This is a genomic window from Pseudacidovorax sp. RU35E (assembly GCF_900156165.1).
Classification (GTDB): Bacteria; Pseudomonadota; Gammaproteobacteria; order Burkholderiales; family Burkholderiaceae_C; genus Xenophilus.
Genome location: NZ_FTMY01000014.1, coordinates 97,460 through 123,581 on the forward strand (window position 1 = coordinate 97,460; position 26,122 = coordinate 123,581).

Below are 26,122 nucleotides of genomic sequence, written 5' to 3' on the forward strand. Positions count from 1 at the left end.
TTGTCAATCAAACATGACACTAATAGGATCGGATTCATGTTGACACCTGCTTGGCAAGGTGACGACCGGCCTCACGCGGTGGTCATCGGCAGCGGCTTCGGCGGCCTCGCGGCCGCCGTCCGGCTGGGTGCGCGCGGCTACCGGGTCACCGTGCTCGAGCGGCTGGACGCGCCGGGCGGGCGCGCCTATGTGTACCGGCAGGACGGCTTCACCTTCGACGCCGGCCCGACGGTGATCACCGCGCCCTTCCTGTTCGAGGAACTGTGGCAGCTGTGCGGCCGACGGCTGGCCGACGACGTGGCGCTGCGGCCCGTCAGCCCCTTCTACCGCGTGCGTTTCGACGACGGCACCGTGTTCGACTACAGCGGCGATGCCGCCGCCATGCGGGCCGAGGTCGCGCGCATCGCCCCGGACGACGTGGCGGGCTACGAGCGCTTCCTCGAGGCCAGCCGCGAGATCTATGCGGTGGGCTTCGAGCAGCTGGGCGACCAGCCCTTCGACCGCTTCGCGGACATGGCGGCGGCGCTGCCGCAGCTGCTGCGGCTGCAGGGCTACCGCTCCGTCTACGGCCTGGCCTGCCGCCATGTGCGCCACGAGAAGCTGCGCGTGCTGCTGACCTTCCAGTCGCTGCTGGTGGGCGGCAACCCCTTCCAGACCACCTCGGTCTACTGCCTGATCGCGCACCTGGAGCGGCGCTTCGGCGTGCATTTCGCCATGGGCGGCACCGGTCGGCTGGTGCAGGGCCTGGTCGGCCTGCTCGAAGGGCAGGGCGCCCGCGTGCGATGCAACAGCACCGTCGAGGAGATCCTGACCGAGGGCGGCGCGGCCTGCGGCGTGCGCCTGGCGAGCGGCGAGCGCATCGCGGCCGACGTGGTGGTCTCCAACGCCGATGCCGCCTTCACCTATGGCCGCCTGCTCGGCCGCGTGCCGCGGCGGCGCTGGACGGATGCACGGCTGCGCCGCGCGCGCTATTCGATGAGCCTGTTCGTCTGGTACTTCGGCACGCGGCGGCAATATCCGGACGTGGCGCACCACAGCATCCTGCTCGGGCCGCGCTACCGCGGGCTGCTCGACGACATCTTCGTGAAGCAGCACCTGGCCGACGACTTCAGCCTGTACCTGCACCGGCCCACCGCCACCGACCCGGCCCTGGCCCCGCCGGGCTGCGATGCCTTCTACGTGCTGGCGCCGGTGCCGCACCTGGACAGCGGCACCGACTGGCGCGAGCGCGCCGAGCCCTACCGCCGCGCCATCGCCGACCGGCTCGCCGCCACGGTGCTGCCGGGGCTGCACGCGCAGATCGCCACCTCGCGCATGCTCACGCCGCAGGATTTCCAGGACCGGCTGCTGTCGGTCAAGGGGGCGGCCTTCTCCTTCGCGCCGCACCTCACGCAGAGCGCCTGGTTCCGCCCCCACAACCGCAGCGAAGAAGTGCGCAACCTCTACCTGGTGGGTGCGGGCACGCACCCCGGCGCCGGCCTGCCCGGCGTGCTGACCTCGGCCAAGGTGCTCGACCGCCTGGTGCCGCATGCCGAAGCGCTGCGCCGCGGCCAGACCGATCCGCAGGACATGCCCCATGGCCATCGCGCCCATCGTCCGGCTTGAGCCGCATCTGGCCCGCCACTGGGCCGCCGACGTGGCCGCCTGCCGCGCGAGCCTGCGCCACAACAGCCGCACCTTCCACGCCGCGTCGCTGCTGCTGCCGCGGCGCGTGCGCGAGCCGGCCACCGTGCTCTACGGCTTCTGCCGGCTGGCCGATGACGCGGTGGACGAGCCGCTGGCGCCACGCGATGCGGTGGACCGGCTGCGCGAGCGGCTGGACCGCGTCTACGCCGGCACGCCCACCACCGTGCCCAGCGACCGGGCGCTGGCGGCCGTGGTGGCCATGTACGGCGTGCCGCGGGCCTTGCCCGATTTCCTGATCGACGGCCTGGCCTGGGACGTCGAAGGCCGCCAGTACGACACGCTGGCCCAACTGCAGGCCTACGCCGCCCGCGTGGCCGGCGCGGTCGGCGCCATGATGAGCCTGCTGATGGAGACCCGCGCGCCGCAGGCCCTGGCCCGCGCCTGCGATCTGGGCGTGGCCATGCAGCTGTCGAACATCGCGCGCGACGTCGGTGAAGACGCGGCCAACGGCCGGCTCTACCTGCCGCGCGATTGGCTGCGCGAGGCGGGCGTCGATCCCGCGGCGTGGCTTGCGAAGCCGCAGCCCGATCCACGCATCGACGCCGTCGTGCTGCGCCTGCTGGCCGAGGCCGACCGGCTCTACGCGCAGGCCGCCGCGGGCGTCGGCTGCCTGCCGCTGGACTGCCGGCCCGGCATCAATGCCGCCCGGCTGCTCTACGCCGGCATCGGCCACGCGGTGCGCCGTGCCGGCGGCGATGGCGTGCGGCACCGGGCGCGCGTGCCGGGCTGGCGCAAGGCGGCGCTGATGGCCCGCGCCGGCCTGCAGCTGTGGCCTTCCGACACCGCGCTGCAGGCACCCGGCCTGCCGGCCAACCAGCCGCTGCTCGATGCGGTGGCGGCCTCGGCCATGCCGCAGCGGCCGGGTCGCGCGGAATTCGTGATCGATCTGTTCGAGCGCCTGGCCCGCGACGAGCGCGCGGCGCGCCGGTGGCCCGGGCAGGGGCTCGTGCGAGGAGAGCTGGAATGAGCCTGATGGCGCTGGGCCTGAACCATGCGAGTGCGCCGCTGGACCTGCGGGGCCGCTTCGCCATTCCGGCCGACCGGCTGGGTGGGCGGCTGCAGGCGTTGCGCGCGCACCTGGCCGCGGTCGATTCGCCGGCCAGCGGCCTGGCCATCTTGTCGACCTGCAACCGCACCGAGCTCTACCTGGGGCTGGCGCCCCAGGCCGAGCCGCAGCCGGCCCTGCTCGAACCCGTGGTGGCCTGGCTGGCCGAAGAGGGCGCCAGCAGCCCCGAGGCCGTGCGGGCCCACAGCTACCAGCTGCAGGGCGAGGGCGTGGCCCGCCATGCCTTCCGCGTGGCGGCGGGGCTGGATTCGATGGTGCTGGGCGAGCCGCAGATCCTGGGCCAGCTCAAGCAGGCCGTGCGCGAGGCCGAGGGCGTGGGTGTGCTCGGGCCCACGCTGCAGCAGCTCTTCCAGCGCAGCTTCTCGGTGGCCAAGGCGGTGCGCAGCGGCACCGAGATCGGCGCCCATGCGGTGAGCATGGCCGCCGCGGCGCTGCGCATCGCGCAGCAGCTCTATGGCGACATCGGCCAGCGCCGGGTGCTGTTCATCGGGGCGGGCGAGATGATCGAGCTGGTGGCCACCCATTTCGCGGCGCAGGCGCCGCAGCAGATCGCGGTGGCCAACCGCAGCGCCGAGCGCGGCGCGGAGCTGGCCGCGCGCCTGGGGGCGCAGTTGCTGCCGCTGCGCGGGCTCGACCTGCGCCTGGGCGAGTTCGACATCGTGGTCAGCTGCACCGCCAGCAGCCTGCCGCTGATCGGCCTGGGCGCGGTCAAGCGGGCGCTGGCCGCACGCCGGCGCGAGCCGATGCTGATGATCGACCTGGCCGTGCCGCGCGACATCGAGGCCGATGTCGCCGGCCTGGAGGACGTGTACCTCTACACCGTCGACGACCTGGCGCGCCATGTGCAGCAGGGCGGCGCGCGCCGGCAGGCGGCGGTGCAGCAGGCCGAGGCCCTGGTCGATGCCGGCGTGCACCGCTTCAGCCAGTGGCTGGAGCAGCGCTGCAGCGTGCCGCTGATCCTGGCGCTGCGGGAGCGCAGCGAGCAGTGGCGCCAGCTGGAGCTGGAGCGCGCCCGCCGCGCCCTGGCCCGCGGCGAGGACGTGGAGCAGGTGCTGGAACAGCTCTCCGGCAGCCTGAGCGCCAAGATGATGCATGGCGCGCTGGCCGGCCTGCATGCCAGCCGCGGCGCCGATCACCGCGACTGGGCGGCGGCCGCGCGGCGCTGCTTCCTGGGCGAGGGCAGTGCGCCGCACTGAATGCGCCCATGCAGTCGTGGTTCGGCCTGATCGAGCTGCTGCTGGTCTTCGGCGGGGTCATCGGCTGGGCGGTGTGGCAATGGTGGGACTGGCGGCGCTGGAAGGCCCGTCAGCCGCAGCGGCCCGATCAGGAGGCGGACTGACATGACCCGGTTGCGCGTGCTCCTGCTCGGTGCCAGCGGCACCATCGGCGGCGCGACCGCGGCGGCCTTGCGGGCGCGTGGTCACGAGGTGGTGTGCGTGCTGCGTCCGCAGGCGCAGGTGCCGGCCGCCGCGCGATCGTCGCCGGCGAGCCTGCGCTTCGGCGACGTCGCCGATCCGGCCTGGCTGGCGGCCTCGGTCTTCAGGCGTGGCGAGCGCTTCGACGCGGTGCTCTCGTGCATGGCCTCGCGCAGCGGCGAGCCGGCCGACGCCTGGGCGGTGGACTTCATGGCCCACCACCAGGTGATGCGTGCCGCGCGACACGTCGGCGTGCCGCTCTTCGTGCTGCTGTCGGCGCTGTGCGTGCAGAAGCCGCGGCTGGCCTTCCAGCAGGCCAAGCTGGCTTTCGAGCGGGAACTGGCGGCCTCGGGCATGGACCGTGTCATCGTGCGGCCCACGGCCTTCTTCAAGTCGCTGTCGGGCCAGGTCGAGCGCGTGCGGCAGGGCCGGCCCTACCTGCTGCTCGGCGATGGCAGGCGCACGGCCTGCCAGCCGATCAGCGACGCCGACCTAGCCCATTACCTGGTCGACTGCCTGCAGGACCGCAGCCGCTGGAACCGCGTGCTGCCCATCGGCGGCCCGGGCCCGGCCATCACGCCGCGGGAGCAGGGCGAGGCGCTGTTCGCCCTGCTGGGCCGTCCGCCGCGCTTCCGCCAGGTGCCGCCCGTGCTGCTGGACGGCATCGCGGGCGGGCTGGGCCTGGCGGCACGGTGGGTGCCCGCGCTGGCGGCCAAGGCCGAGCTGGCCCGCATCGGGTGCTACTACGCCAACGAGTCGATGCTGGTGTGGGACGCCCAGCGGGCGTGCTACGACGCCGGGGCCACGCCTTCGACCGGCCGCGACACGCTGTTTGCGCATTACGCCGCTCTGCTCAAGGGCGAGGCGACCGATGCGCGCGGGGTGCATGCGGTGTTCTGAAGCAGTCAGTCAACCCCAGCCCGAACGGGTGAGCCGACCGGCATGGCCCGTCCCGGGCCGATGGCCTCAACCCGCGTGGCGGCCCCGCCGTGGCATGCGGAAGGGCAGCATCGCCTGCACCAGCGGATGCTGGAAGCGCAGCAGGTCCAGCGTCTCGTGCATCCACGGCGCGCCGCCCTGGGCGTCGTCCAGCAGGCTGCGGCAGTAGAAGGGGCCGGACTCGAGCGTGGCCGCCAGCACGGGCCGGTGACGCGGGTCGGCGCAGGTCTGCCGGTCCAGGCCCCAGCCGCTCGTGGGCAGGTCGCAGCGCGGTGGCGCCGTCTGCGCAGTGACGTTGCCCCGCCCGTCGATCTGCAGGTCCAGCGTCGACGCGTCGCCGGTCAGCGGCTCCAGCGCATAGACCACGCGGCAGCCGGCGCCAGGGTCGCAGCGGCGGGCCCAGTGCCAGCGGGCGAAGTCGCGGGCCAGCGGGCGGCGACCCCAGTTGCTGTCCATGTACGCCTCGCCCTCCCAGCGCGTAGCGGGCGCCTGCAGGTCGACCTCGATGCGGGCCGACGGCGCGATGGGCTGCCAGTGGTGCAGGCCGCCCTGCTGCAGGCGGAAGGCCCGCGCCGGCTGCGCATGCGGCCGCAACGTCAGGCGCCCGCGCACCGGCCGTGGCCAGGGTGCGGTCCGTTCGTCGAGCAGCACCTGCAGCGCGCCGTCGTCCATCCAGGCCAGGCGGCTGGGGCCGATGCGCAGGGCGTCGCGATCACGCGCCAGGGCATGGTGGCCGCGTTCGGTCATGGTCCACCACTTGCCGAAATGGCGGGCGCCCGGCGCGCGGCGGTAGAGCGACACGTTCACCGCCACATGGTCCTCGGCCAGCGCCTGGTCGTCGCCCCAGCGGCGGCGTTGCCAGGCGTAGTAGGGCGAGAACACGCTGCCGATGAAGGCGATCAGGCTCAGGGCCCAGGTGCTGCCGTCCGGCAGCGGGTCGCTCATCGCGTCGACGTACCACCACGCGTAGCCCCCCGGCGGGACCGCGAGGTCGAAGCCAGGTCCTCGAGGATCTGCTGCGCCGCCAGCTGGCCCGACAGCGAGGCCATCGGCACTCCCGGTCCGGGATGCACGCTCCCACCCGCGAGGTACAGGCCCGGTACCGCGCTGCGCTGGGCCGGCCGCTGGAAGGTCGCCTGCCAGCCCTGGCTCGCCCGGCCATAGAGCGCGCCCGCCGACCCGGGGTAGGCGGCCGCGAACTGGGTCGGTGTCGTGCGCTCGGCCGTCCACGGGCCAGGCTGGAGCGTCAGGCCGGCCTGCGCCAACCGATGTCGGATCTGCTGTTCGCATGACGTCAACTCCTTCTCGTCGAGGGGATGCGTGTCGGCGCGGGCCGGTGCATTGACCAGCAGCATCAGGCGCTCGGGGCCGGTCGGCGCCTGCCCGTCCGGCGTGGCGAGCCGGTCCTGGGCGCACAGGTAGACGGTGGGCGATGCGGGCAGGCGGCCGGCCTGCAGCGCGTCGAATTCGCGCCGGTAGCCGTCGTGGGCGGGGTCGCTGAAGAAGACGTTGTGGTGCGACAGCGCAAAGCCTTCGGCCCGGGCCACCTGGTGCCAGGTGACGGCCGACAGCGAGCGCTGTTGCGGGCGCAGCGGCGCGGCACCCGTGGCCGTGCGCACGCCGCCGCCGAGCAGTCCCTGCGCCAGCGCGTCGGCATCGCCGTTGAAGACGACGATGTCGGCCGGCAGCACTTCGCCATCGGCCAGGCGCACGCCGCTCGCCCGTCCGCCGCGCACGGTGATCTCGCGCACCTCGTGGCCGAAGCGCAGCTGCGCGCCCTGCTCGCGTGCGGCGTCGGCCAGCACCTCGGCCACGCGGTGCATGCCGCCTTCGACCTGCCACACGGCCTCGCGCTCCACATGGGCCACCAGCATCAGCGTGGCCGGCGCGTCGAATGGCGACGAGCCGCAATAGGTGGCGTAGCGGCCGAAGAGCTGGCGCAGCCGCGGATCGTGGAAATGGCCGCCCAGTGCCTGCCACAGCGTCTGGAAGGGTTGGATGCGCGACAGCGCCCGCGCGCCCGACAGGCCGCGGCGCAGCATGCGGGTGGTCAGGCCCAGCGGCGTGGGCCGGCTTGCGGCGATGAAGGTCGATTCCAGCGCCTCGTACATGGCCTGCGCCTGGGCGCAGAAGGCGAGGTAGCGCCGCGCTTCGGCCGCACCGCTGAAGGTGCCGATGGCGTCGGTGCTGGCCTGCAGATCGGCCAGGAGGTCCAGCCGGTCGCTGGCCGCGGGTCCCCAGGCATGGCGGGCCAGCACGCGGCAGGGCGTGAGGGCGAGGCCCGGGGCGAGCGACTGGCCGAGGGTGTCGAACAGTTGCTCGAACACCCAGCGCATGGTCAGCACCGTCGGCCCGGCATCCAGGCGATGCGGGCCCACCTGGCGGAGGCAGGCCTTGCCGCCCGGCCCTGCGGCACGGTCGAGCACCGTCACGTCCAGGCCCGCGTGAGCCAGCACGGCGGCGGCGCTGAGCCCGCCGGCGCCCGCGCCCACCACCACGGCGCGGGCAGTGCCGGGCGCATGGGACGCGGCGCTGCGTCGGGAGGACGGGTCGTGGTGCATTGACGCTGGATTCCGATGTGTCTAATCTAATTGACATCAAAGAATGTATTGCATAAGTGACGACTGTGGTGATGTCCGCAGCCATCGCGCCACCAGGAGTCCACGCATGCCTTCCGACCGCATCGAATCCGCGCTGCGCGCCAGCCTCGACGCCTGCATGGCGCCCGGCCATCCGCCGCGCCTGGCTGCCGCCATGCGCCATGCCGTGTTTCCGGGTGGCGCGCGCGTGCGGCCCCAGTTGGTGCTGGCCGTGGCGCAGGCCTGCGGCGACGACGCGCCGGCGCTGGCCGATGCGGCCGCCTCGGCCATCGAGCTGCTGCATTGCGCCTCGCTCGTGCATGACGACCTGCCCTGTTTCGACGATGCGGCGGTGCGCCGCGGCCAGCCGTCCACCCATGCCGTCTATGGCGAGCGGCTCGCGGTGCTGGCCGGCGACGGCCTGATCGTGCTGGCCTTCCAGTGCCTGGCGCGCGGCGCGGCCCAGCAGCCGCTGCGGCTGTCGGGGCTGCTGCAGACCATCGCCCAGGGTGTGGGCATGCCGCACGGCATCTGCGCCGGCCAGAGCTGGGAATGCGAACCCCAGGTGGTGCTGGACGACTACCTGCAGGCCAAGACGGGGGCTCTCTTCGCGGCCGCCACCATGGCTGGCGCGCAGGCCGCCGGCGCCAACCCCGAGCCCTGGCGGGCCATGGGCCAGCAACTGGGCCAGGCCTACCAGGTGGCCGACGACATCCGCGACATGCTGGGCGACGCGCAGGCGCTGGGCAAGCCGGCCGGGCAGGACGTGCGGCTCGACCGGCCCAGCATCGCGCGTGCCCTGGGCCTGGAAGGCGCGCTGGCCGAGTTCGAGCGGCTGGTCGCGGTCACGCAGGCCCGGGTGCCGCCATGCAACGGCGCGCAGGGGCTGCGTCGGCTCATCGCGCTGCAGGGCGAGCGCCTGCTGCCCGCGGCGGTGCGCAGCCTGGCGAGCCGACCGCTGCCGGTGGGGGCATGACGGCGCTCGGGCGCGTGCCGGACCGCACCGCGGAGGGCGGGCCGGCCCACTGGCAGGACGCATGGCTGCGCCTGCGCGACCGGCTGCTGGCCAGCCCCGCCTTCCGGCAGTGGGCGGAACGCTTCGCGCCGACGCGCTGGGTGGCCCGGCGGCGCGCCGCGCGGCTGTTCGACCTCGTCTCGGGTTTCGTCTACAGCCAGGTGCTGCTGGCCTGCGTGCGGCTGGACCTGTTCGAGCGGCTGGCGCAGCACGGCCCCCAGTCGGCCGATGACCTGGCTGCCGCCACCGCGCTGCCGCTGCCGGCGATGCAGCGGCTGCTGGAGGCCGCCTGCGCCCTCGACCTGATCGAGCATCGCAGGAACGAGCGCTACGGCTTGGGCGCCCTCGGCGCACCGATGGTCGGCAATGCCGGTCTGGCGGCCATGGTGGAACACCACGAGGCGCTGTACCGGGACATGGTCGATCCGGTCGCGCTGCTGCGGCAGACGCCGGGCGCCCGCACGGCCGGCGGCGCGCTGTCGGCGATGTGGCCCTACGCCCGCGCCGCGGACCCGTCGCAGCTGGCCGATGCGCAGGTGGCTGCCTATTCGCGGCTCATGGCCAGCTCGGTGCCCTTCGTCGCGGCGCAGTTGCTGCAGGCCTATCGCGTGCGCGGCCACCGGCGCTGGCTGGACGTGGGCGGCGGCGAAGGCGCGCTGGCCAGCTGCCTGGCGCTGGCGTCGCCCTCGCTGCGGGTGCAGGTCTTCGACCTGCCGGCGGTGGCGCGGCGGGCCGAGGCGCGCTTCGCGCGCGAAGGCCTGGCCGTCCGGTGCACGGCCACCGGCGGCGACTTCCTGCGCGACGCGCTGCCCACCGGCTGCGACGTGGTGAGCCTGGTGCGGGTGCTGCACGACCACGACGACGAGGCCGCGCTGCGCCTGCTGAAGGCCGTCCGCGCGGCCCTGCCTGTGGGCGGGCGGCTGCTGATCGCCGAGCCGATGGCCGAGGCCCCCGGCGCGCGCAACGTCGGCGCCGCCTATTTCGGCATGTACCTGTGGGCCATGGGCAGCGGCCACGCCCGCACGCCCGCGCAACTGCGGGCCTTGCTGAGCGACAGCGGGTTCACCGGCATCGCCGTGCGACCCACGCCCATGCCGCTGCAGAGCGGGCTGATCGTCGCCACGGCGCACGATTCCAGCACCTTGGGTGTAAATCAGAGTTGACATAGAACGATGTCTACTTACTATGACTCACATGACCTCGCCGTCGCTTTCCCGCCCACGCGCTGGAGTCCGCCCATGAATACGCTGGCGGTCGTGCTCGACGCGCCGGAGCGGCTCAGCCTGCGCGACCTGCCGCTGCCCCAGCCGCAGGACGACGAGGTGGTCGTCGGCGTGGAATGGAGCGGCATCAGCACCGGCACCGAGCGGCTGCTGTGGCGCGGCGAGATGCCCATGTTCCCGGGCATGGGCTATCCGCTCGTGCCGGGCTACGAGGCCGTGGGCCGCGTGCTGGCCGCGGGCCCTGCGGGCGCAAGCCGGGTGGGCGAGCGCGTCTTCGTGCCGGGTGCACGCTGCTATGGCGAGGTGCGCGGCCTGTTCGGCGCCTCCGCCTCGCACCTGGTGGTGCCGGCGGCCAAGGCCGTGCCGGTACCGGGCGGCCTGGGCGCCGAAGCGGTGCTGATGGCGCTGGCCGCCACCGCCTACCACGCCGTGGCCGACGGTGGCCGCGGTGCGCCCCACCGGCCGCCCGACCTCATCGTGGGCCATGGCGTGCTGGGTCGCCTCCTGGCGCGCCTGAGCGTCGCTGCCGGCAACCCGGACGTGCGGGTGTGGGAGACCGACCCGCAACGCCGCGAAGGCGCCCAGGGCTACCAGGTGCTGCATCCCGACGAGGACACGCGGCGCGACTACGGCGCCATCTACGACGTGTCGGGCGACGCCGACCTGCTCGACACGCTGATCGGCCGCCTGGCCCCGGGGGGCGAGGTGGTGCTGGCCGGCTTCTATGCGCGGCCGCTGTCGCTGAACTTCGTACCCGCCTTCATGCGCGAGGCCCGCGTGCGCGTGGCCGCCGAATGGAAGCCTGCCGACCTGGCGGCCGTGGTGATGCTGCTGGCGGACGGGCGCCTGACGCTCGACGGCCTGCTCACCCATGTGCTGCCCGCGGCCGATGCCGGCATGGCCTACGGCCAGGCCTTCGGCGATGCCGCCTGCCTGAAGATGGTCCTGGACTGGAGGAGCCACTGATGAATGCGATCCTGAACGGCGAAGCCACGCTGCGCTTCCAGTCCCACGCGGAGATCCTGCGCGGCGAGGCGGCCATCGAGCCCGACCCCGTCGCCACCGGCCCGGCTGTCAAGACCACGCAGATCATCGCGATCTACGGCAAGGGCGGCATCGGCAAGAGCTTCACGCTCGCCAACCTGAGCTACATGCTGGCCCAGCAGGGCAAGAAGGTGCTGCTGATCGGCTGCGACCCCAAGAGCGACACCACCAGCCTGCTGTTCGGCGGCAAGGCCTGCCCGACCATCATCGAGACCAGCTCGAAGAAGAAGCTGGCCGGCGAGACCGTGGCCATCGGCGACGTGTGCTTCAAGCGTGACGGCGTCTATGCGATGGAGCTGGGCGGCCCCGAGGTGGGCCGGGGCTGCGGGGGGCGCGGGATCATCCATGGCTTCGAGACGCTGGAGAAGCTGGGCTTCCACGACTGGGGCTTCGACTTCGTGCTGCTGGACTTCCTGGGCGACGTGGTGTGCGGCGGCTTCGGCCTGCCGATTGCGCGCGACATGTGCCAGAAGGTGATCGTGGTGGGCAGCAACGACCTGCAGTCGCTGTACGTGGCCAACAACGTCTGCTCGGCGGTGGAGTACTTCCGCAAGCTGGGCGGCAACGTGGGTGTGGCCGGCATCGTCATCAACAAGGACGACGGCACCGGCGAGGCCGCGGCCTTCGCGGCGCAGGCCGGCGTGCCGGTGCTGGCGGCCATCCCGGCGCACGACGACATCCGCCGCAAGAGCGCCAGCTACGAGATCATCGGCCGCCCCGGCACCGCCTGGGCAAGCCTGTTCGAAGGCCTGGCGACGCAGGTCGCCGAGGCGCCACCGGTGCGCCCGCGCCCGCTCACGCAGGACCAGCTGCTGGGCCTGTTCAGTGCCGAGACCACGGGCCGCGACTTCGTCATGGAACCGGCCACGCTGGCCGACATGGTGGGGCCGAGCGCCATCGCGCGCCCTTCGCTCGAAGTCGTCTACGACGCCGCCTGACATGTCCGACTGCCACGCCACTGCTGAACAACTGCAGGCCCGCACCGCCGCCATGCCGGAGCCGGTGCGGCAGACGCTGGCAGGCTATGCGCAGGATTACCCGAAGGGCCCGCACGACCAGCCGCAGAGCATGTGCCCGGCCTTCGGCGCGCTGCGCGTGGGGCTGCGCATGCGGCGCACCGCCACCATCCTGAGCGGCTCGGCCTGCTGCGTGTATGGGCTGACCTTCACCTCCCATTTCTATGGCGCGCGGCGCAGCGTGGGCTATGTGCCCTTCGACAGCGAATCGCTGGTGACCGGCAAACTCTTCGAGGACATCCGCGAGGCGGTGCATGCGCAGGCCGATCCGACGCTGCTCGATGCACTGGTCGTCATCAACCTGTGCGTGCCCTCGGCGAGCGGCGTGCCGCTGCAGCTGCTGCCCAAGGCCATCGACGGCGTGCGCATCATCGGGGTGGACGTACCGGGCTTCGGTGTGCCCACCCATGCCGAGGCCAAGGACGTGCTGGCCGGCGCCATGCTGCGCTACGCCCGCGCCGAGGCCGAGGCCGGCTCGGTGGCCGCGCCGCGCGGCTGGCGCGAGCAGGGGCTGGACCGGGCCCGCACTGTCACGCTGCTGGGCGAGCTGTTTCCGGCCGACCCGATGGTGGTCGGCATGCTGCTGGCGCCGCTGGGCCTCAAGGCGGGGCCCACGGTCCCCACCCGCGAATGGCGCGAGCTGTATGCGGCGCTCGACTGCAGCGTGGCCGCGGCCATGCATCCCTTCTACACCGCGAGCATCCGCGAACTGCAGGCCGCGGGCCGGCCCGTGGTGGGCTCAGCGCCGGTGGGCGCCGAAGGCACCGCGGCCTGGCTGCGGGCCATCGGCGAGGCGGCCGAGGTGCCGTCCGCCCGGGTCGAGCAGGCCGTGTTGCAGCTCGAGCCCATGATCCGCGGCGCGCTGGCCAAGGCCCGCGTGGACGGCACCGTCACCGTGAGCGGCTACGAAGGTTCCGAATTGCTGGTGGCGCGCCTGCTGGTCGAAAGCGGCGCCCGCGTGCCCTATGTGGGCACGGCCTGCCCGCGCACGCCGTGGTCCGAGGTCGACCGGCTGTGGCTGGAGTCCCGCGGCACCGAGGTGCAGTACCGCGCCTCGCTCGAACAGGACCTGGCGGCGGTCGAGCGCCACCGGCCTCAATTGGCCATCGGCACCACGCCGCTGGTGCAGGCCTGCAAGGAGCTGGCCGTGCCGGCCCTCTACTTCACCAACCTCGTCTCGGCCCGGCCGCTGATGGGCATGGCCGGTGCCGGCTCGCTGGCGCAAGTGGTCAACGGTGCCATCGCCAACCAGGCGCGCTTCGACACCATGCGCGCGTTCTTCGGCGACACCGGCCAGGGCGACCGCGCCGGCATCTGGAGCGACACGCCCGTGCTGCGGCCCGAGTTCCGCGCGCAGACGCGCCGGCAGGTGATCAAGATCATGAAGCAGCGCAACGCGGAGAGCCTGCCATGAGCTTCGTCCTCGACCACGACCGGGCGGGCGGCTACTGGGGCGCCGTCTATGTGTTCACGGCCATCAAGGGCCTGCAGGTCATCATCGACGGCCCGGTGGGCTGCGAGAACCTGCCGGTCACGTCGGTGCTGCACTACACCGACGCGCTGCCGCCGCACGAGCTGCCCATCGTCGTCACCGGCCTGGCCGAGGAGCAGCTGGGCCGCGAAGGCACCGAGGCCTCGATGAAGCGCGCCCATGCGGTGCTCGACCCCGATCTGCCGTCGGTGGTGGTCACCGGCTCCATCGCCGAGATGATCGGCGGTGGCGTGACGCCCGAGGGCACGACCATCGCGCGCTTCCTGCCGCGCACCATCGACGAGGACCAGTGGCAGTGTGCCAACCGCGCCATCTACTGGCTGTGGGCCGAGCACGGCCTGCGCAAGGTGCCGGCACGCACGCCGCTGGACCAGCGTCCCGCCGGCGAGAAGCCTCGGGTCAACCTGATCGGGCCCAGCTACGGCGTATTCAACAGCGCCAGCGACGTGCACGAGATCCGGCGACTGGTCGAAGGCATCGGCGCCGAGGTGAACATGGTGTTCCCGCTCGGCAGCCATGTGGCCGACGTGCAGAAGCTGGTGGACGCCGACGTCAACATCTGCCTCTACCGCGAGTTCGGCCGCCTGCTGTGCGAGGCGCTGGAGCGGCCCTACCTGCAGGCGCCCATCGGCCTGCACAGCACCACGGCCTTCCTGCGCGAGCTGGGCCGGCTGCTGGGGCTGGACCCGGAACCCTTCATCGAGCGCGAGAAGCACACCACCATCAAGCCGATCTGGGACCTGTGGCGCTCGGTGACGCAGGACTTCTTCGCCACCGCCTCCTTCGGCATCGTCGCCAGCGAGACCTACAGCCGGGGCGTGCGCCACTTCCTGGAGGACGAGCTGGGCCTGCCCTGCCAGTTCGCCGTGGCGCGCAAGCCCGGCAGCAAGACCGACAACGCGGCCGTGCGCGAGCTGGTGCGCACCAAGGCGCCGCTGGTGCTGCTGGGCAGCATCAACGAGCGCATCTACCTGGCCGAATGCGCGGCGCAGGGGCCGATGCGGCCGAGCTTCATCGCCGCGAGCTTTCCCGGTGCGCTGATCCGCCGTGCCACGGGCACGCCCTTCATGGGCTATGCGGGTGCCACCTGGCTGGTGCAGGAGGTGTGCAACGCGCTGTTCGATGCGCTCTTCCACATCCTGCCGCTGGCCACCGACATGGACCGCACCGACGCGACCCCCGCGCGGGCCGTGGCCGAGCTGGCCTGGACGCCCCCGGCGCGCGAACTGCTCGACGAACTGCTCGAGGCGCAACCCGTGCTGGTGCGCATCTCGGCCGCCCGGCGCCTGCGCGACGCGGCCGAGCAGCGCGCCCGCCAGGCCGGCAGCGCGCTCGTCCAACCCGAACACCTGGAGGGGCAGACGCGGCAGATCGTTGCGGCTGCGCTCGGAGCGCTCGCATGAGCCCGCCGAGCCCTTCGACGCCTGCGTGCATGCCGCACAGGTGTTCCCTGCCGCGCGGGAGCTGCGCGGTGATGGCCGCAAGGCCGAAGTTGAAGGAGTGATCCAGATGGCTGAAGAAAGGAAAGGCTCGTTGTCCGGGCTGACCGAAGGTGAGGCCAGGGAGTTCCACGGCATCTTCATGAGCAGCTTCATCGGCTTCACGGTCGTCGCCGTGATTGCCCATGTGCTCGTGTGGATGTGGCGTCCCTGGCTGTGAGCTGAAACGACGAACGAACGCACCAGGAGTGATGTGCCATGAATGACTACATGACTGCGTCGGCAGGTCCGCAGGCCCTGCACGGCAAGAGCGATGGAGCACTGTTTCTGATCAGCTTCGTGTTCGTGCTGGCGGTGGCGCTGGTGGGGCAGATCCTGTTCCTGAAATGGCGCAACTGGTTTCCCGGTGCGGAGAGCGAAACCTCGATGTTCAAGAGCGTGCGGGCAGGGGTCTACACCTTCATGTCGCACCTCAACTAGGAGTAAGAAGCATGTGGAAAATTTGGTTGCTGTTCGACCCACGGCGCGCGCTGGTGGCCCTTGCGGCCTTCCTGTTCGTGCTGGCGTTGCTCATCCACTTCATCCTGCTGAGCACCAACAAGTTCAACTGGCTCGACGGTCCCCGCACTGCCGTGGTCAGCCAGAACTCGTCGATGCCGGCAGCGGTGCCGGCGGCACCCGCCAAGTAGCGTCCGGCGGGACGTGCCGGCCCCGCCGGCATGTCCCGTCCGTGCCGCCTTTCCGAGCCCCACACCGCGTGGCGGCTCGCCCCATTCCCCGGTTCCGGAGGTCGCTGCCATGGCCATGCTGAACTTTGAGCGCAAGTACCGCGTCCGCGGTGGCACCCTGCTCGGAGGCGACCTGTTCGACTTCTGGGTCGGGCCCTTCTACGTCGGCTTCTTCGGCGTGACGACGATCTTCTTCTCGCTGGTCGGCACGCTGCTGATCGTGTGGGGCGCCTCGCAGGGGCCGACCTGGAACCTCTGGCAGATCAACATCGCGCCGCCCGACCTGAGCTATGGCCTGAGCCTGGCGCCGCTGCTGCAGGGTGGGCTCTGGCAGATCATCACCTTCTGTGCGGTGGGCGCCTTCGTGAGCTGGGCGCTGCGCGAGGTCGAGATCTGCCGCAAGCTGGGCATGGGCCTGCACGTGCCCGTGGCCTTCGGCTTCGCCATCCTGGCCTATGTGACGCTGGTGGTCATCCGGCCGCTGCTGATGGGCGCCTGGGGCCATGGCTTCCCGTACGGGATCATGAGTCACCTGGACTGGGTGTCGAACACCGGCTACCAGTACCTGCACTTCCACTACAACCCGGCGCACATGCTGGCGGTGAGCTTCTTCTTCGCCACCACCTTCGCGCTGTCGCTGCACGGGGCCCTGGTGCTGTCGGCCACCAACCCCGCGCCGGGCGAGACGGTCAAGACCGCCGAGCACGAGAACACCTTCTTCCGCGATGCCATCGGCTATTCGATCGGCACGCTGGGCATCCACCGCCTGGGCCTGTTCCTGGCGCTGTCGGCCGGCTTCTGGAGCGCCGTCTGCATCGTCGTCAGCGGCCCGTTCTGGACCCGCGGCTGGCCCGAGTGGTGGGGCTGGTGGCTGCGGCTGCCGGTGTGGAACTGAGCGACACAGGAGGCAGACGTCATGGCTGAGTACCAGAACCTCTTCACCAGCGTGCAGGTGGTCGCACCGGCGTATCCCGGCGTGTCGCTCGGTTCCAAGGACCGCGAGCGCATCGGCATGCCCAGGCATGTGCACCTGTTCGGCCGGCTGGGCGATGCACAGCTGGGGCCCATCTACCTGGGCTACCTGGGCCTGTGGTCGCTGCTGTGCGGCTTCATCGCCATCGAGATCATCGGGCTGAACATGCTGGCCTCGGTGCACTGGAACCCGATCCAGTTCGTGCGCCAGCTGCCCTGGCTGGCGCTGGAGCCACCGGCCCCCGGCTACGGCCTGCACTGGCCGCCGCTCAACGAAGGCGGCTGGTGGCTGATGGCGGGCTTCTTCCTCACGCTGTCGATCCTGCTGTGGTGGGTGCGCATGTACCGCCGCGCCCGCGCACTGGGCATGGGCACGCACGTGGCCTGGGCCTTCGCGGCGGCCATCTGGCTGTACCTGGTGCTGGGCTTCATCCGCCCGCTGCTGATGGGCAGCTGGGGCGAGGCGGTGCCCTTCGGCATCTTTCCGCACCTGGACTGGACGGCGGCCTTCTCGCTGCGCTACGGCAACCTGTTCTACAACCCCTTCCACATGCTGAGCATCGCCTTCCTGTACGGCAGCACGCTGCTGTTCGCGATGCATGGCGCGACCATCCTGGCCGTCAGCCGCTTCGGCGGCGAACGCGAGATCGAGCAGATCACCGACCGCGGCACCGCGAGCGAGCGAGCGGCCCTCTTCTGGCGCTGGACCATGGGCTTCAACGCCACCATGGAGTCCATCCACCGCTGGGCCTGGTGGTTCGCGGTGCTGTGCCCGCTGACGGGTGGCATCGGCATCCTGCTCACCGGCACGGTGGTGGACAACTGGTTCCTGTGGGCGGTCAAGCACGGCGTGGCGCCCAGCTATCCGGCGGTGTTCCCGCCGGTGATGGACCCGGCGTCGATGGGAGGTGTGCGATGAACCGCGTGCTGCCCGCCACCGGCCTGGTCCTCGTCGCGGCGCTGCTGCTGGCCGGGTGCGAGAAGCCGCCGCCGCAAAGCGTGCAGCGCGGGCCCCGCGGCACGGCCATGGTGCAGGTCTACAGCCCGGCGGCGCTGGCCGACGCGGCGGTGCACAACGCGGCGCCCGAGCCGCTGCCACCTGCCTCGCCCGACGGTCCGCGCGCCAGTCAGGTCTACCAGAACGTGCAGGTGCTGGGCAACCTGAGCGTGGCCGAGTTCGCGCGCACCATGACGGCCATGACCGCCTGGGTCGCGCCCGGGCAGAGCTGCGCGGCCTGCCACAACCCGGCCAACTTCGCGGACGACTCGATCTACACCAAGCTGGTGGCGCGCCGCATGCTGCTGATGACGCAGAAGATCAACACCGAGTGGAAGACGCACGTCGGCAACACGGGCGTCACCTGCTACACCTGCCACCGCGGCCAGAACGTGCCGTCGGAGGTCTGGTTCAAGCCGCTGCAAGACGAGCGGATGAACACCTTCGCGGGCAACCATGCGGGACAGAACGCGCCCGCCGATTCGGTGGGGCTGAGCGCGCTTCCTTCCGATCCGTTCACGCCCTTCCTGCTGGAGGATGTGGGCATCCGCGTCGGCGGCGCGACCGCGCTGCCCACGGGCAACCGGCAGTCGATCAAGCAGACGGAATGGACCTACGGCCTCATGATGCACATGAGCAAGTCGCTGGGCGTCAACTGTACGCAGTGCCACAACACGCGCAGCCTGTCGAGCTGGGGCGGCGAGTCGTCGCCGCCACGGCTGACGGCCTGGCATGGCATCCGCATGACCCGGGCGTTGAACAACGAGTTCCTGGTGCCCCTGACGGCCAACTTCCCGGCCAACCGCCTGGGCCCGGGCGGCGACGTGGCCAAGGTCAACTGCGCCACCTGCCACCAGGGCGCGCACAAGCCGCTCTATGGCGCGCCGATGGCCAAGGAATACCCGGGGCTGCTCATCGCGGCACCGGGCAACGCGCAAGGCAGCATGTCGGCGGCCGACCTGAAGGTGATCGCGCCGATGGCGACGATCTCGACCCAGGCGCCGACGCCAGCGCCCGCACGCTGAACAGACGGGAAGGCACCCGACGCGGCGGGCGGCCTGCTGGGTCGCCACCGACCGGCGGCCACGGCTCAGGGCTGCCGCTTCGGCGCCGACTCGATCAGCCGCACCATGGCCGTGTAGCCGCGTGCCTGGGCCAGCGCCAGCGGCGTGCGGCCCTGCCGGTCGGCCAGGCGCAGGTCGGCACCGGCATCGATCAGCGCGGCCAGCGTGCGCTGGTGGCGCGGGCCGCCGTCGCCCAGCACCACGGCTTCGATGGCGGCGGTCCAGTGCAGGTTGTTCACATGGTCCAGCGGCGCACCGGCCCGGATCAGCCGCTGCACCACCGTGTCGTGGCCCAGGTGGGCGGCAGCGATCAGCGCCGTGCCGTCGTAGCGGCTGGTGACCAGGCGCGCGGAGGCGCCCAGGTCCAGCAGCAGCGACAGCGTCGGCAGATCGTCGGCCACGGCCGCGATGGTCACGGCGTCGTAGCGGTCGGCGTCCATGGCGCCCAGGTCGGCACCGGCCGTCGCCAGGGCGCGGATGGCTTCGGGCTGGCGCGCGAAGGTGGCCACATGCAAGGGCGTGCGACCGTGGGCGTCGCGGCCGTTGACCGGTGCGCCCTGGACCAGCGCCTGACGCAGCGCGGGCAGGTCGCCGCGCTGCGCGGCGCGGAAGAGGCCGGTGTAGGCCTCGGCCTCCGCGGCCGTGGGCGCCACCTGCGCCGAGGCGGGTGCTGCGCCCAGCGCAAGTGCTGCGGCCACGGCCAATAGCGGACCGGCAAGGCGGCTGTGGCGCATCGTCATCTCAGGCGCCCAGCTGGGCCTTGACCGATTCCAGGCCCGCATTGGCGCACTGGTCGTCCAGGTGGCCGCCTGGCGCGCCGCCCACGCCCACGGCGCCGATCACCTCGTTGCCGGCCTTGATCGGCACGCCACCGCCCAGCAGCAGGAAGCCGGGGATGTTCACCAGGTTGGCGGCGCCGGGGTTCTTCTGGGCGTTCTCCATCATCGCGAGCGTGGGCGCCTTGCCCGAGGCCGAGGTGAAGGCCTTGCGCTCGGCAGCGGCCACCGTGTGCGGGCCGGCGTTGTCGGCACGTTGCACGGCGCGCACGGTGCCGGCGCGGTCGACCACGGTGGCCGTGACGGCGTAGCCGTTGGCGGCGCAGGCGGCCACGGTGGCAGCGGCGATCTGGTTGGCCAGCGGCAGGCTCAGGGCGCGCTCGGTGCGCAGCCCGGCTGCGGCGGCGGCGGCCGGCGTCGCTGCCGGCTGGGCCGGGGCTGCGGCCTGCTGGGCCAGGGTCAGGCTGGCGACCATGGCCAGGGCGGCGCCGGTGCAGGCGCGGGTCATCAGGGTGGGCGAAATGCGCATGGAAATCTCCAGTGTTGTGAGGCGGTGAAGTCCGCTCGTCGGCGGTGATGCCACTGTAGAAATCCGTCCGCGCCGCGCCCATTCGTGCGGCTACGCGCGCCACTGCGTAGAACTACGGAGCGGCGATGGCGCGGTGACGTCGTGGCTAGGGCGCCGGTGCCTCGGCCAGCACCGCATAGCGCCGGATCAGCTGCGCCAGCGACTCGCAGTCCAGCTTGGCGAACAGGTTGGCGCGGTGCGTCTCGACCGTGCGCGGCGACAGGTCGAGCCGGCGCGCGATCTCTTTGTTGGTCAGGCCTTCGATGATGAAGGCCAGCACCTCGCGCTCGCGCGGCGACAGCTGGGCGAAGCGCTCGCGCGCCGCATGGTCGCCCAGCAGCCGCTCGCGCGAGCGCACATGCTGGCGCACCGCGGCCTGCAGCGCGTCGATGAGCTGCTGGTCGTCCACCGGCTTTTCGAGGAACTCGGCCGCGCCCGACTTGAAGGCGCGCCGGCACAGCTCCACGGTGCCATGGCCGGTGAGCATCAGCACCGGCTGGTCCACGCCCTCGGCGATCAGGCGGTCCAGCACCGCCAGGCCGCTGATGCCGGGCATGCGCACGTCGAGCACGATCGCGCCGATCTCGCGCCGGTCGAACTGCGCCAGGAAGGCGAGCGGATCGGCCCAGGCCTGCACCCGCAGGCCCACCGTGCCGATGAGCAGGGCCAGGGCGTCGCGCACCGCATCGTCGTCGTCGATGAGGTGGATCAGCGGGGATTGAGGCGAGGCGTTCATGGCAGGCGGCATGCAGAGGGTTCAAGCCTCGGCCAGCGGCAGGGCGAGCGTGAAACGCGCCCCGCCTTCGGGCGGGTTGTCGGCCGCCAGGCTGCCGCCCTGGCCGGTGGCCAGCGTCTCGCTGAGGCTCAGGCCTAGCCCGAGTCCGCCCGGGCGCGTACTGACGAAGGGCTGGAAGATGCGCGCCAGCAGCTCGGGCGCGATGCCCGGACCGCTGTCGTGGATCTGCAGCAGGCCCTGGCCAGACTGGCGCAGCACGGCGATGCGGATGCGCCGCGGCGTATCGGCCGGCCGGGCCTCCAGCGCCTGCAGCGCATTGAGCAGCAGGTTGTGGACGATCTGCTCCACCGCCACGGGATCGGCCTGAACGCGCACGGGCTCCGCGCCGGCCGCGGTCTCCACCGCCACCTGGCGGCGGGCGCACTCGGGCTCCAGCAGATGCAGGGCATCGCGCACCACATCCTGCAGCGCGACGACGGTGCGCCGCTCGCCGGCCTGCGCGTCCGGCCGCTCGATGGCGCGGCGCAGCCGCGCGACCACGGCCGCGGCGCGGCGGGCCTGCTCTGCGGCCTGCGCCATGGCGCCGCGGGCGGTGGTCAGCTCGGGCGGGTCTTCGTCCAGCAGGCGTCGCGCGGCCTGCGTGTTGGCCAGCATGGCCGTGAGCGGCTGGTTGAGTTCGTGCGCCATGCCCGCGGCCAGCTCGCCCAGCGTGTTGAGCCGGCCGACCTGGCCCAGGCGCAGCAGCTCCTCGGCACGTCGCCGGCCGGTGCGCTGGCGCTGCCAGGCCTGCAGAACGCCCAGCGCCACGGCCACGACCGCCGCCCACAGCGTCATCGCGGGCCAGGGCAGTTCGGCCCAGCCCACGCGCCGCATCGACACCACCTCGAAGGGCTGGCTGGCCGAGGCCAGCGTCTTGCGGAAGCCGAAGTGCCAGCCGCCGGCCGCGGTCGCATCGCGGCCGGGCTGCAGCACGAAGGCCTGGCCGTCCAGCGCCAGCACCAGGCGCGAGGCGGCCGTGCGCGGCTCGTTGGGCCATTCCTGCCAGGGCACGGCCGCAGCCAGGTCGATGTCGAGTGCGTAGCTGGCCGGCTCGGCCGCCATGAGCAGCTGATAACGGCCGGCGGCCAGATCGATGCGGCTGAGCACGGCGGCCTTGCGGCTGCGTGAGCGGGCTTCGGCGGCAGCCAGTTCCGCATCGGCCCATGCGGTGCCGGGTGCGCGGCGTTGCACGCGCAGGATGGCCGGGTAGACGGCGCTCACCCGCTGTTCGGGCCGGTCGGCGGCGGCGGGCGCCTGGGCGCCACCCAGCAGCGCCAGCGTGGCCAGCACCGCGTCGTACTGCACCACCTGCTGGCTCATCAGCCGATGGGCGATGCGGCCCTCGGTGTCGAAGTCGGCCTGCAGGCGGTCGAGTTCGACGCGCGCCAGCCACACGCCACCCGCCAGCACGGCCACGAGCCAAGCCAGCAGCCAGGGCAGCAGGGAGCGCAGGGAACGGGGCATGCGGGCATTGTGCCGGCCAGCACGAACACGACCTCTGCCACGCGACCGCGGTGATATCGTTTCCGGCCCGTCTCCGTGGCCTTCACCCCTCACGTCCGCCATGCCTTCCAAAGCCTCGTCCCCTTCCACCACGCCGGCGTCGCGCAAGCGCCAGGTCCGCACGGCAGTCGCCGCCGCGGCTGCGCCTGCCGTGGATGGCGCCATGGACGAGGAGGTCGATGCCGACGGGGGCGGCGATGCGGGGGGTCGGCTGACTCAGGCCGAGCGCCGCGCGCTGGCCGAGCGGCGCATCCTCGACGCGGCGCTGGAACTGGTCGCGCGCCGCGGCTCGGTGCGCATGACGCTGGCCGAAGTGGGCGAGGCCGCCGGCTACAGCCGGGGCCTGCCGGCCCATCGCTTCGGCAGCAAGACCGGGCTGCTGCAAAGGGTGGTGCTCAACATCGGCGCGCGCTTCGAGGCACGGCGCCTGGCGCTGCCGCAGCACCGCCCGGGGCTGGATGCGGTGCGCAGCCTGGTCTCCACCTACTTCGTCCGCGACGACACACGCTGGATCGAGACGCGCGCCCTGCTCGTGATGATGACCGAGGGCTTCATGGAGGACTCGGAACTCAACCCCTACATCGGCGAATACATCCGCAGCAGCATCTCGCGGCTGGAGCAGCACATCCGCGACGGCATCGCGCTGGGCGAGATCCGCGCCGACATCGATCCGACCACCGCCGCCACGCTGCTGCTGGGCGCGCTGCGCGGCGTGCTGCACCAGCGGCTGGTGCTGGGCGACCTGAGCCTGGACAAGGTGCGGGACCTCGCCTTGCAGATGGTCGACAGGACCCTGGCGCCGCATTGACGGCGGCCCCTTGGCTCAGCCGCCGCGCCCTCCGCGGGCGCGAGCCCAGTCGTCCGGTCCCCACGCCAGCAGGTCCTCGGCGCCGGAGGTGCGCAGGTGCTGGCCGCCATCGATGGCGATCATCTCGCCGTTGATGTAGGCCGCGCTGTCGCTCACCAGGAAGGCGGCCAGCTCGGCCAGTTCCGGCGGCCGGCCGACGCGGCCCAGCGGGTTGGCGGGATAGGCGGCAGCGCGGGCACCAGCCTCGACGCCAGCGCCAGTACTCGCCTCCCCATTCGACGCCGCATTGGCAAACGCCCGCCCCGCTGTCGGGTCCAGCGCCTGGCCCGCGCCCGCCGTCGGAAACGGCCCGGGCGCGATGGCCACGCTGCGGATGCCATGGGGGCCCCACTCCACGGCCAGGCTGCGCGTCATGGCCAGCAGCCCCGACTTGGCCATGGCCGAGGGCACGGTGAAGGCGCGTCCGGTGCGGGTGGAGGTCGAGAGGATGCTCAGCACCATGCCCGGCCGGCCGCTGTCGATCCAGCGTCGGCCGGCCTGCAGCGTGCAATACAGCGCGCCATGTAGCGTGGGCCCCAGGATGGCGTCGGCCGCGCGGGCGCTCAGGCGTTCGGTCTGCGCGATGAAGGTGGCCGCCGCGTTGTTGACCAGCACATCGAGCGGGCCTTGCTGCCAGGCTGCATCGAACATGGCTTCGACGGCGGCCGGTTCGCGCACATCGCAGGTCAGGGTCTGCACATGGGCGTCATGGCGTGCCACGAGGCCGTCGCGTGCGGCCGCCAGCAGCTCGGCCCGGCGGCCACACAGCACCAGCTGTGCGCCCAGCGCCGCGAAGCGCTCGGCCATGGCGAGCCCGAGGCCGCTGCCGCCGCCGGTGATGAGGATGCGCCGTCCGCGCAGCAGTCCGTCTTGAAGCATGGTGTGGCCTTGGACCCGCGGTGCGGGCGTTGTTGCGAAAGAGGAGGAGCGAGCGAGGCGTGCCGCCGGCCTACCGGCCGCTGAACTTCGGCTGCCGGCGCTCGGACATGGCCTGCACGCCCTCGCGGAAGTCCTCGCTGCGGAAGTGCGCGAACTGCATCTCGCTTTCACGCGCGACGGCTTCGCGCAGCTGCGGCATCAGTTCGCGCCGCAGCGTGGCGCGGGTGGCCTGCACGGCGATGGGGGCCGAGAGGGCGATCTCGTGGGCCAGGGCCAGGGCCGCGCCGCGCACGGCCTCGGGCGCATCGACCAGCTCGTCGACCAGCCCCAGCGCGTGGGCCTGGGTGCCGTCGATGCGCCGGCCGGTGTAGAAGAGCAGGGCGGCCTGCTGCGGGCCGACCAGCCGCGGCAGCGTGACCGACAGGCCGAAGCCGGGATGGAAGCCCAGCCGGTTGAAGTTGGCGCTGAAGCGCGCCTGCGGACAGCTCACGCGGAAGTCCGCGGCCAGCGCGAGGCCCAGTCCGCCGCCGATGGCCGGCCCGTGTACCGCGGCCACGATGGGCTTGCCGGTGGCATAGATGCGCAGCGCCTCGGCATAGATCGGGTTGAGCGCGCGCGGGCTGGTGGCCGCGCTGGCATCGGTGTCGCCACCGAAGTTGGCCCCGGCGCAGAAGGCCGTGCCCTGCGCCGCCAACACCACGGCGCGGCAGTCGGCATGGGCTTCGAGGTCTTCGAGCGCATCGGCGATGGCGCTGATCAGCGGCACGTCGAAGAAGTTGTGCGGTGGGCGGCGGATCTCGAGGACGGCGACGTGGCCGTCCATGTCGACGCCGAGGTCGGTGTGGCTGCGTGGGGGCATGAAGGTCTCGTTGGAATGGGGGAGGGAAGGGCCGGTTCAGCCCGCGGCGTTCTCGGCGAACTGCCGCTGCGTCATCGCCGGCCAGAAGCCGGCCGCGCGGGCGCGGATGGCCGCGGCGCCCAGGCGCTGGGCCCACCAGGCATCGGCGCCGTACGCCGCACGCCAGGCCCACAGCCGGCGCGTGGCGAAGTGCAGCGCATGCTCGTGCGTGAAGCCGATGGCGCCCAGCACCTGGTGCGCCGTGGCGGCCACGCGTGTGGCGGCCTCGCCGCAGCGCACCTTGGCGGCGGCCACGCCGAAGTCCACGCGCGCGGCACGCTGTGCATCGCCGAGCCGGAAGTCCAGCCCCGCCGCGCGCACCGCCATGCGGGCCGAGGCCACATCGCCCGCGGCCTGCGCCAGCATCTGCTGCAGCGCCTGGTTCTTGCCGATGGGCCGGCCGAACTGCACGCGGTCGTTGGCGTACTGGATGGCCTCGGCCAGTGCCCATTCCATGGCGCCGACCATCATGGCCGCATGCAGCAGGGCGGCCGTGCTGCGCAGTGGCAGCGCGATGCCGAAGACCGCGGCCGGCAGCACGGCACGCACCGCGACGCCCGCCAGGCGCAGGCGGTCGGCGGGCAGGCCGGCGAGGTCCAGGCCCGGCTCGCATGTGAGGCCGGCGGCGCCCTTGAGGTCCACCACGGCGATGTCGCCCTGCGGCAGTTGCACCAGTGCCCAGTCGGCATGGCGGCCCCAGGGCACGGCCGGTGCCTCGCCGCTCAGGTGGCGACCGTCCGCAGTCAGCGCCAGCGTCTGCCCCGGCCCAGCGTCGATCAGCGTGCCCGGCCCGGCCAGCGGCGCATGTCCCGCGCAGGCCAGCAGGGCCAGGCCGGCGGCCGTCTCGGCCAGCGGCAGCGGCACGCGGTGTCGGCCCAGCTCCTCGAAGATCGGCAGCGCCTGGTCGGGCGTGAGGCCGAAGCCCTGATCGCCCGCCGCCAGCGCCGCCGCAAAGCCGGCTTCTTCCACCTGCTGCCAGAGCGCCTGCGGAAAGTCGCCGGCCTCCACCTGCGTGTTGAGTGCGGCCCCGGCCGCATCGGCGAACATCCGCGCGGCGCTGTCCTGGATCATCTGTTGGTCTTCGTTCATGGCAGTTGTACCCGGGGCTGTATGTCAGCTGCGTCACATGAAACTGGCGCGGCGATAGAGATCGAGTGGCCGCGGAGCAGGCCAGTGCCAGTGCACCCGCGGAACCGGCTTT

Annotated in this window: 27 protein-coding genes; 18 read left to right on the forward strand and 9 right to left on the reverse strand. The window is 72.4% G+C overall.

Features of this window, described 5'->3' with window-relative positions; genetic code table 11:
• The first annotated feature begins 36 nt into the window (after positions 1 to 36).
• From BXA03_RS22135 to BXA03_RS22150, 5 genes are read left to right on the forward strand one after another with little or no spacing between them, the layout of a single operon-like run.
• Positions 37 to 1,605: a phytoene desaturase gene (locus tag BXA03_RS22135; RefSeq protein WP_076511345.1), complete on the forward strand. Its 1,569-nt coding sequence runs from the start codon at positions 37 to 39 to the stop codon at positions 1,603 to 1,605.
• Positions 1,577 to 2,653, forward strand: coding sequence for a phytoene/squalene synthase family protein (locus tag BXA03_RS22140; protein WP_076511346.1), 1,077 nt, complete (start codon positions 1,577 to 1,579; stop codon positions 2,651 to 2,653). The genes BXA03_RS22135 and BXA03_RS22140 overlap by 29 nt, the downstream gene beginning before the upstream one ends.
• Entirely contained in the window at positions 2,650 to 3,948 is a 1,299-nt protein-coding gene (gene hemA / locus BXA03_RS22145; RefSeq protein WP_076511347.1) for a glutamyl-tRNA reductase, read from the forward strand. Before BXA03_RS22140 ends, hemA begins: the two co-directional genes overlap by 4 nt.
• A gap of 8 nt (positions 3,949 to 3,956) precedes the next feature.
• Positions 3,957 to 4,091 carry a hypothetical protein gene (locus tag BXA03_RS27450; RefSeq protein ID WP_255377215.1) on the forward strand — a complete coding sequence of 45 codons (135 nt, stop codon included), beginning with the start codon at positions 3,957 to 3,959 and terminating at the stop codon, positions 4,089 to 4,091.
• A 1-nt stretch (position 4,092) separates the two neighbouring features.
• The gene (locus BXA03_RS22150; RefSeq protein WP_076511348.1) at positions 4,093 to 5,067 is read left to right on the forward strand and encodes an NAD(P)H-binding protein; all 975 of its coding nucleotides are present in this window, start codon (positions 4,093 to 4,095) and stop codon (positions 5,065 to 5,067) included.
• A gap of 66 nt (positions 5,068 to 5,133) precedes the next feature.
• On the opposite strand, the gene BXA03_RS22155 is transcribed toward BXA03_RS22150, so the two are convergent.
• A complete protein-coding gene (locus BXA03_RS22155) occupies positions 5,134 to 6,051 on the reverse strand; it encodes a hypothetical protein (protein ID WP_076511349.1) in 918 nt (305 codons plus the stop codon).
• Positions 6,048 to 7,667, reverse strand: a complete 1,620-nt coding sequence (crtD, locus tag BXA03_RS22160) for a 1-hydroxycarotenoid 3,4-desaturase CrtD (RefSeq protein ID WP_083716250.1) — start codon at positions 7,665 to 7,667, stop codon at positions 6,048 to 6,050. Before crtD ends, BXA03_RS22155 begins: the two co-directional genes overlap by 4 nt.
• A 106-nt stretch (positions 7,668 to 7,773) precedes the next feature.
• On the opposite strand from crtD, the gene BXA03_RS22165 reads away from it, so the two are divergent.
• From BXA03_RS22165 to pufC, 12 genes are all read left to right on the forward strand, one after another.
• The gene (locus tag BXA03_RS22165) at positions 7,774 to 8,661 is read left to right on the forward strand and encodes a polyprenyl synthetase family protein (protein ID WP_076511351.1); all 888 of its coding nucleotides are present in this window, start codon (positions 7,774 to 7,776) and stop codon (positions 8,659 to 8,661) included.
• Entirely contained in the window at positions 8,658 to 9,863 is a 1,206-nt protein-coding gene (locus tag BXA03_RS22170; protein WP_076511352.1) for a methyltransferase, read from the forward strand. The genes BXA03_RS22165 and BXA03_RS22170 overlap by 4 nt, the downstream gene beginning before the upstream one ends.
• 75 nt (positions 9,864 to 9,938) lie before the next feature.
• Positions 9,939 to 10,889, forward strand: coding sequence for a chlorophyll synthesis pathway protein BchC (bchC, locus tag BXA03_RS22175; protein ID WP_076511353.1), 951 nt, complete (start codon positions 9,939 to 9,941; stop codon positions 10,887 to 10,889).
• Positions 10,889 to 11,905 carry a chlorophyllide a reductase iron protein subunit X gene (locus BXA03_RS22180; protein WP_076511354.1) on the forward strand — a complete coding sequence of 339 codons (1,017 nt, stop codon included), beginning with the start codon at positions 10,889 to 10,891 and terminating at the stop codon, positions 11,903 to 11,905. Before bchC ends, BXA03_RS22180 begins: the two co-directional genes overlap by 1 nt.
• Before the next feature lies 1 nt (position 11,906).
• Complete coding sequence (bchY, locus tag BXA03_RS22185) at positions 11,907 to 13,397, forward strand: chlorophyllide a reductase subunit Y (RefSeq protein WP_083716253.1); 1,491 nt, start codon at positions 11,907 to 11,909, stop codon at positions 13,395 to 13,397.
• Complete coding sequence (bchZ, locus tag BXA03_RS22190) at positions 13,394 to 14,878, forward strand: chlorophyllide a reductase subunit Z (protein ID WP_076511355.1); 1,485 nt, start codon at positions 13,394 to 13,396, stop codon at positions 14,876 to 14,878. The genes bchY and bchZ overlap by 4 nt, the downstream gene beginning before the upstream one ends.
• A 106-nt stretch (positions 14,879 to 14,984) precedes the next feature.
• Positions 14,985 to 15,134 (forward strand): light-harvesting antenna LH1, beta subunit, encoded by a 150-nt coding sequence (pufB, locus tag BXA03_RS22195; RefSeq protein WP_076511410.1) that lies wholly within the window; start codon positions 14,985 to 14,987, stop codon positions 15,132 to 15,134.
• A 38-nt stretch (positions 15,135 to 15,172) separates the two neighbouring features.
• Positions 15,173 to 15,394 (forward strand): hypothetical protein, encoded by a 222-nt coding sequence (locus BXA03_RS22200; protein WP_234983799.1) that lies wholly within the window; start codon positions 15,173 to 15,175, stop codon positions 15,392 to 15,394.
• Positions 15,395 to 15,405: 11 nt separating this feature from the next.
• Positions 15,406 to 15,603, forward strand: coding sequence for a light-harvesting antenna LH1, alpha subunit (gene pufA / locus BXA03_RS22205; RefSeq protein WP_076511356.1), 198 nt, complete (start codon positions 15,406 to 15,408; stop codon positions 15,601 to 15,603).
• A gap of 109 nt (positions 15,604 to 15,712) precedes the next feature.
• Positions 15,713 to 16,537, forward strand: a complete 825-nt coding sequence (gene pufL, locus BXA03_RS22210) for a photosynthetic reaction center subunit L (protein WP_076511357.1) — start codon at positions 15,713 to 15,715, stop codon at positions 16,535 to 16,537.
• A gap of 21 nt (positions 16,538 to 16,558) precedes the next feature.
• Positions 16,559 to 17,533, forward strand: coding sequence for a photosynthetic reaction center subunit M (gene pufM, locus BXA03_RS22215; RefSeq protein WP_076511358.1), 975 nt, complete (start codon positions 16,559 to 16,561; stop codon positions 17,531 to 17,533).
• A complete protein-coding gene (gene pufC, locus BXA03_RS22220) occupies positions 17,530 to 18,636 on the forward strand; it encodes a photosynthetic reaction center cytochrome PufC (protein WP_076511359.1) in 1,107 nt (368 codons plus the stop codon). The genes pufM and pufC overlap by 4 nt, the downstream gene beginning before the upstream one ends.
• Before the next feature lie 65 nt (positions 18,637 to 18,701).
• Here pufC and BXA03_RS22225 read toward each other — a convergent pair whose 3' ends face one another.
• The 4 genes from BXA03_RS22225 to BXA03_RS22240 all read right to left on the reverse strand — a co-directional run bounded on the left by BXA03_RS22225 (position 18,702) and on the right by BXA03_RS22240 (position 22,258).
• A complete protein-coding gene (locus tag BXA03_RS22225) occupies positions 18,702 to 19,415 on the reverse strand; it encodes an ankyrin repeat domain-containing protein (protein ID WP_369822460.1) in 714 nt (237 codons plus the stop codon).
• 1 nt (position 19,416) lies between these two features.
• The gene (locus tag BXA03_RS22230) at positions 19,417 to 19,926 is read right to left on the reverse strand and encodes a GlcG/HbpS family heme-binding protein (RefSeq protein WP_076511413.1); all 510 of its coding nucleotides are present in this window, start codon (positions 19,924 to 19,926) and stop codon (positions 19,417 to 19,419) included.
• A gap of 199 nt (positions 19,927 to 20,125) precedes the next feature.
• Complete coding sequence (locus BXA03_RS22235; RefSeq protein ID WP_076511414.1) at positions 20,126 to 20,755, reverse strand: response regulator transcription factor; 630 nt, start codon at positions 20,753 to 20,755, stop codon at positions 20,126 to 20,128.
• Positions 20,756 to 20,776: 21 nt separating this feature from the next.
• Complete coding sequence (locus BXA03_RS22240) at positions 20,777 to 22,258, reverse strand: sensor histidine kinase (RefSeq protein ID WP_076511360.1); 1,482 nt, start codon at positions 22,256 to 22,258, stop codon at positions 20,777 to 20,779.
• Positions 22,259 to 22,358: 100 nt separating this feature from the next.
• Between BXA03_RS22240 and BXA03_RS22245 the strand changes: the two genes are divergently transcribed.
• The gene (locus tag BXA03_RS22245; protein WP_076511361.1) at positions 22,359 to 23,105 is read left to right on the forward strand and encodes a TetR/AcrR family transcriptional regulator; all 747 of its coding nucleotides are present in this window, start codon (positions 22,359 to 22,361) and stop codon (positions 23,103 to 23,105) included.
• A gap of 15 nt (positions 23,106 to 23,120) precedes the next feature.
• Here the strand turns inward: BXA03_RS22245 and BXA03_RS22250 are convergent, their stop codons facing one another.
• The 3 genes from BXA03_RS22250 to BXA03_RS22260 all read right to left on the reverse strand — a co-directional run bounded on the left by BXA03_RS22250 (position 23,121) and on the right by BXA03_RS22260 (position 26,010).
• Positions 23,121 to 24,023: an SDR family oxidoreductase gene (locus BXA03_RS22250; protein ID WP_076511362.1), complete on the reverse strand. Its 903-nt coding sequence runs from the start codon at positions 24,021 to 24,023 to the stop codon at positions 23,121 to 23,123.
• A 70-nt stretch (positions 24,024 to 24,093) separates the two neighbouring features.
• Positions 24,094 to 24,882: an enoyl-CoA hydratase/isomerase family protein gene (locus BXA03_RS22255; protein WP_076511363.1), complete on the reverse strand. Its 789-nt coding sequence runs from the start codon at positions 24,880 to 24,882 to the stop codon at positions 24,094 to 24,096.
• A 36-nt stretch (positions 24,883 to 24,918) separates the two neighbouring features.
• Positions 24,919 to 26,010: an acyl-CoA dehydrogenase family protein gene (locus BXA03_RS22260; protein WP_076511364.1), complete on the reverse strand. Its 1,092-nt coding sequence runs from the start codon at positions 26,008 to 26,010 to the stop codon at positions 24,919 to 24,921.
• Between the last annotated feature and the right edge of the window lie 112 nt (positions 26,011 to 26,122).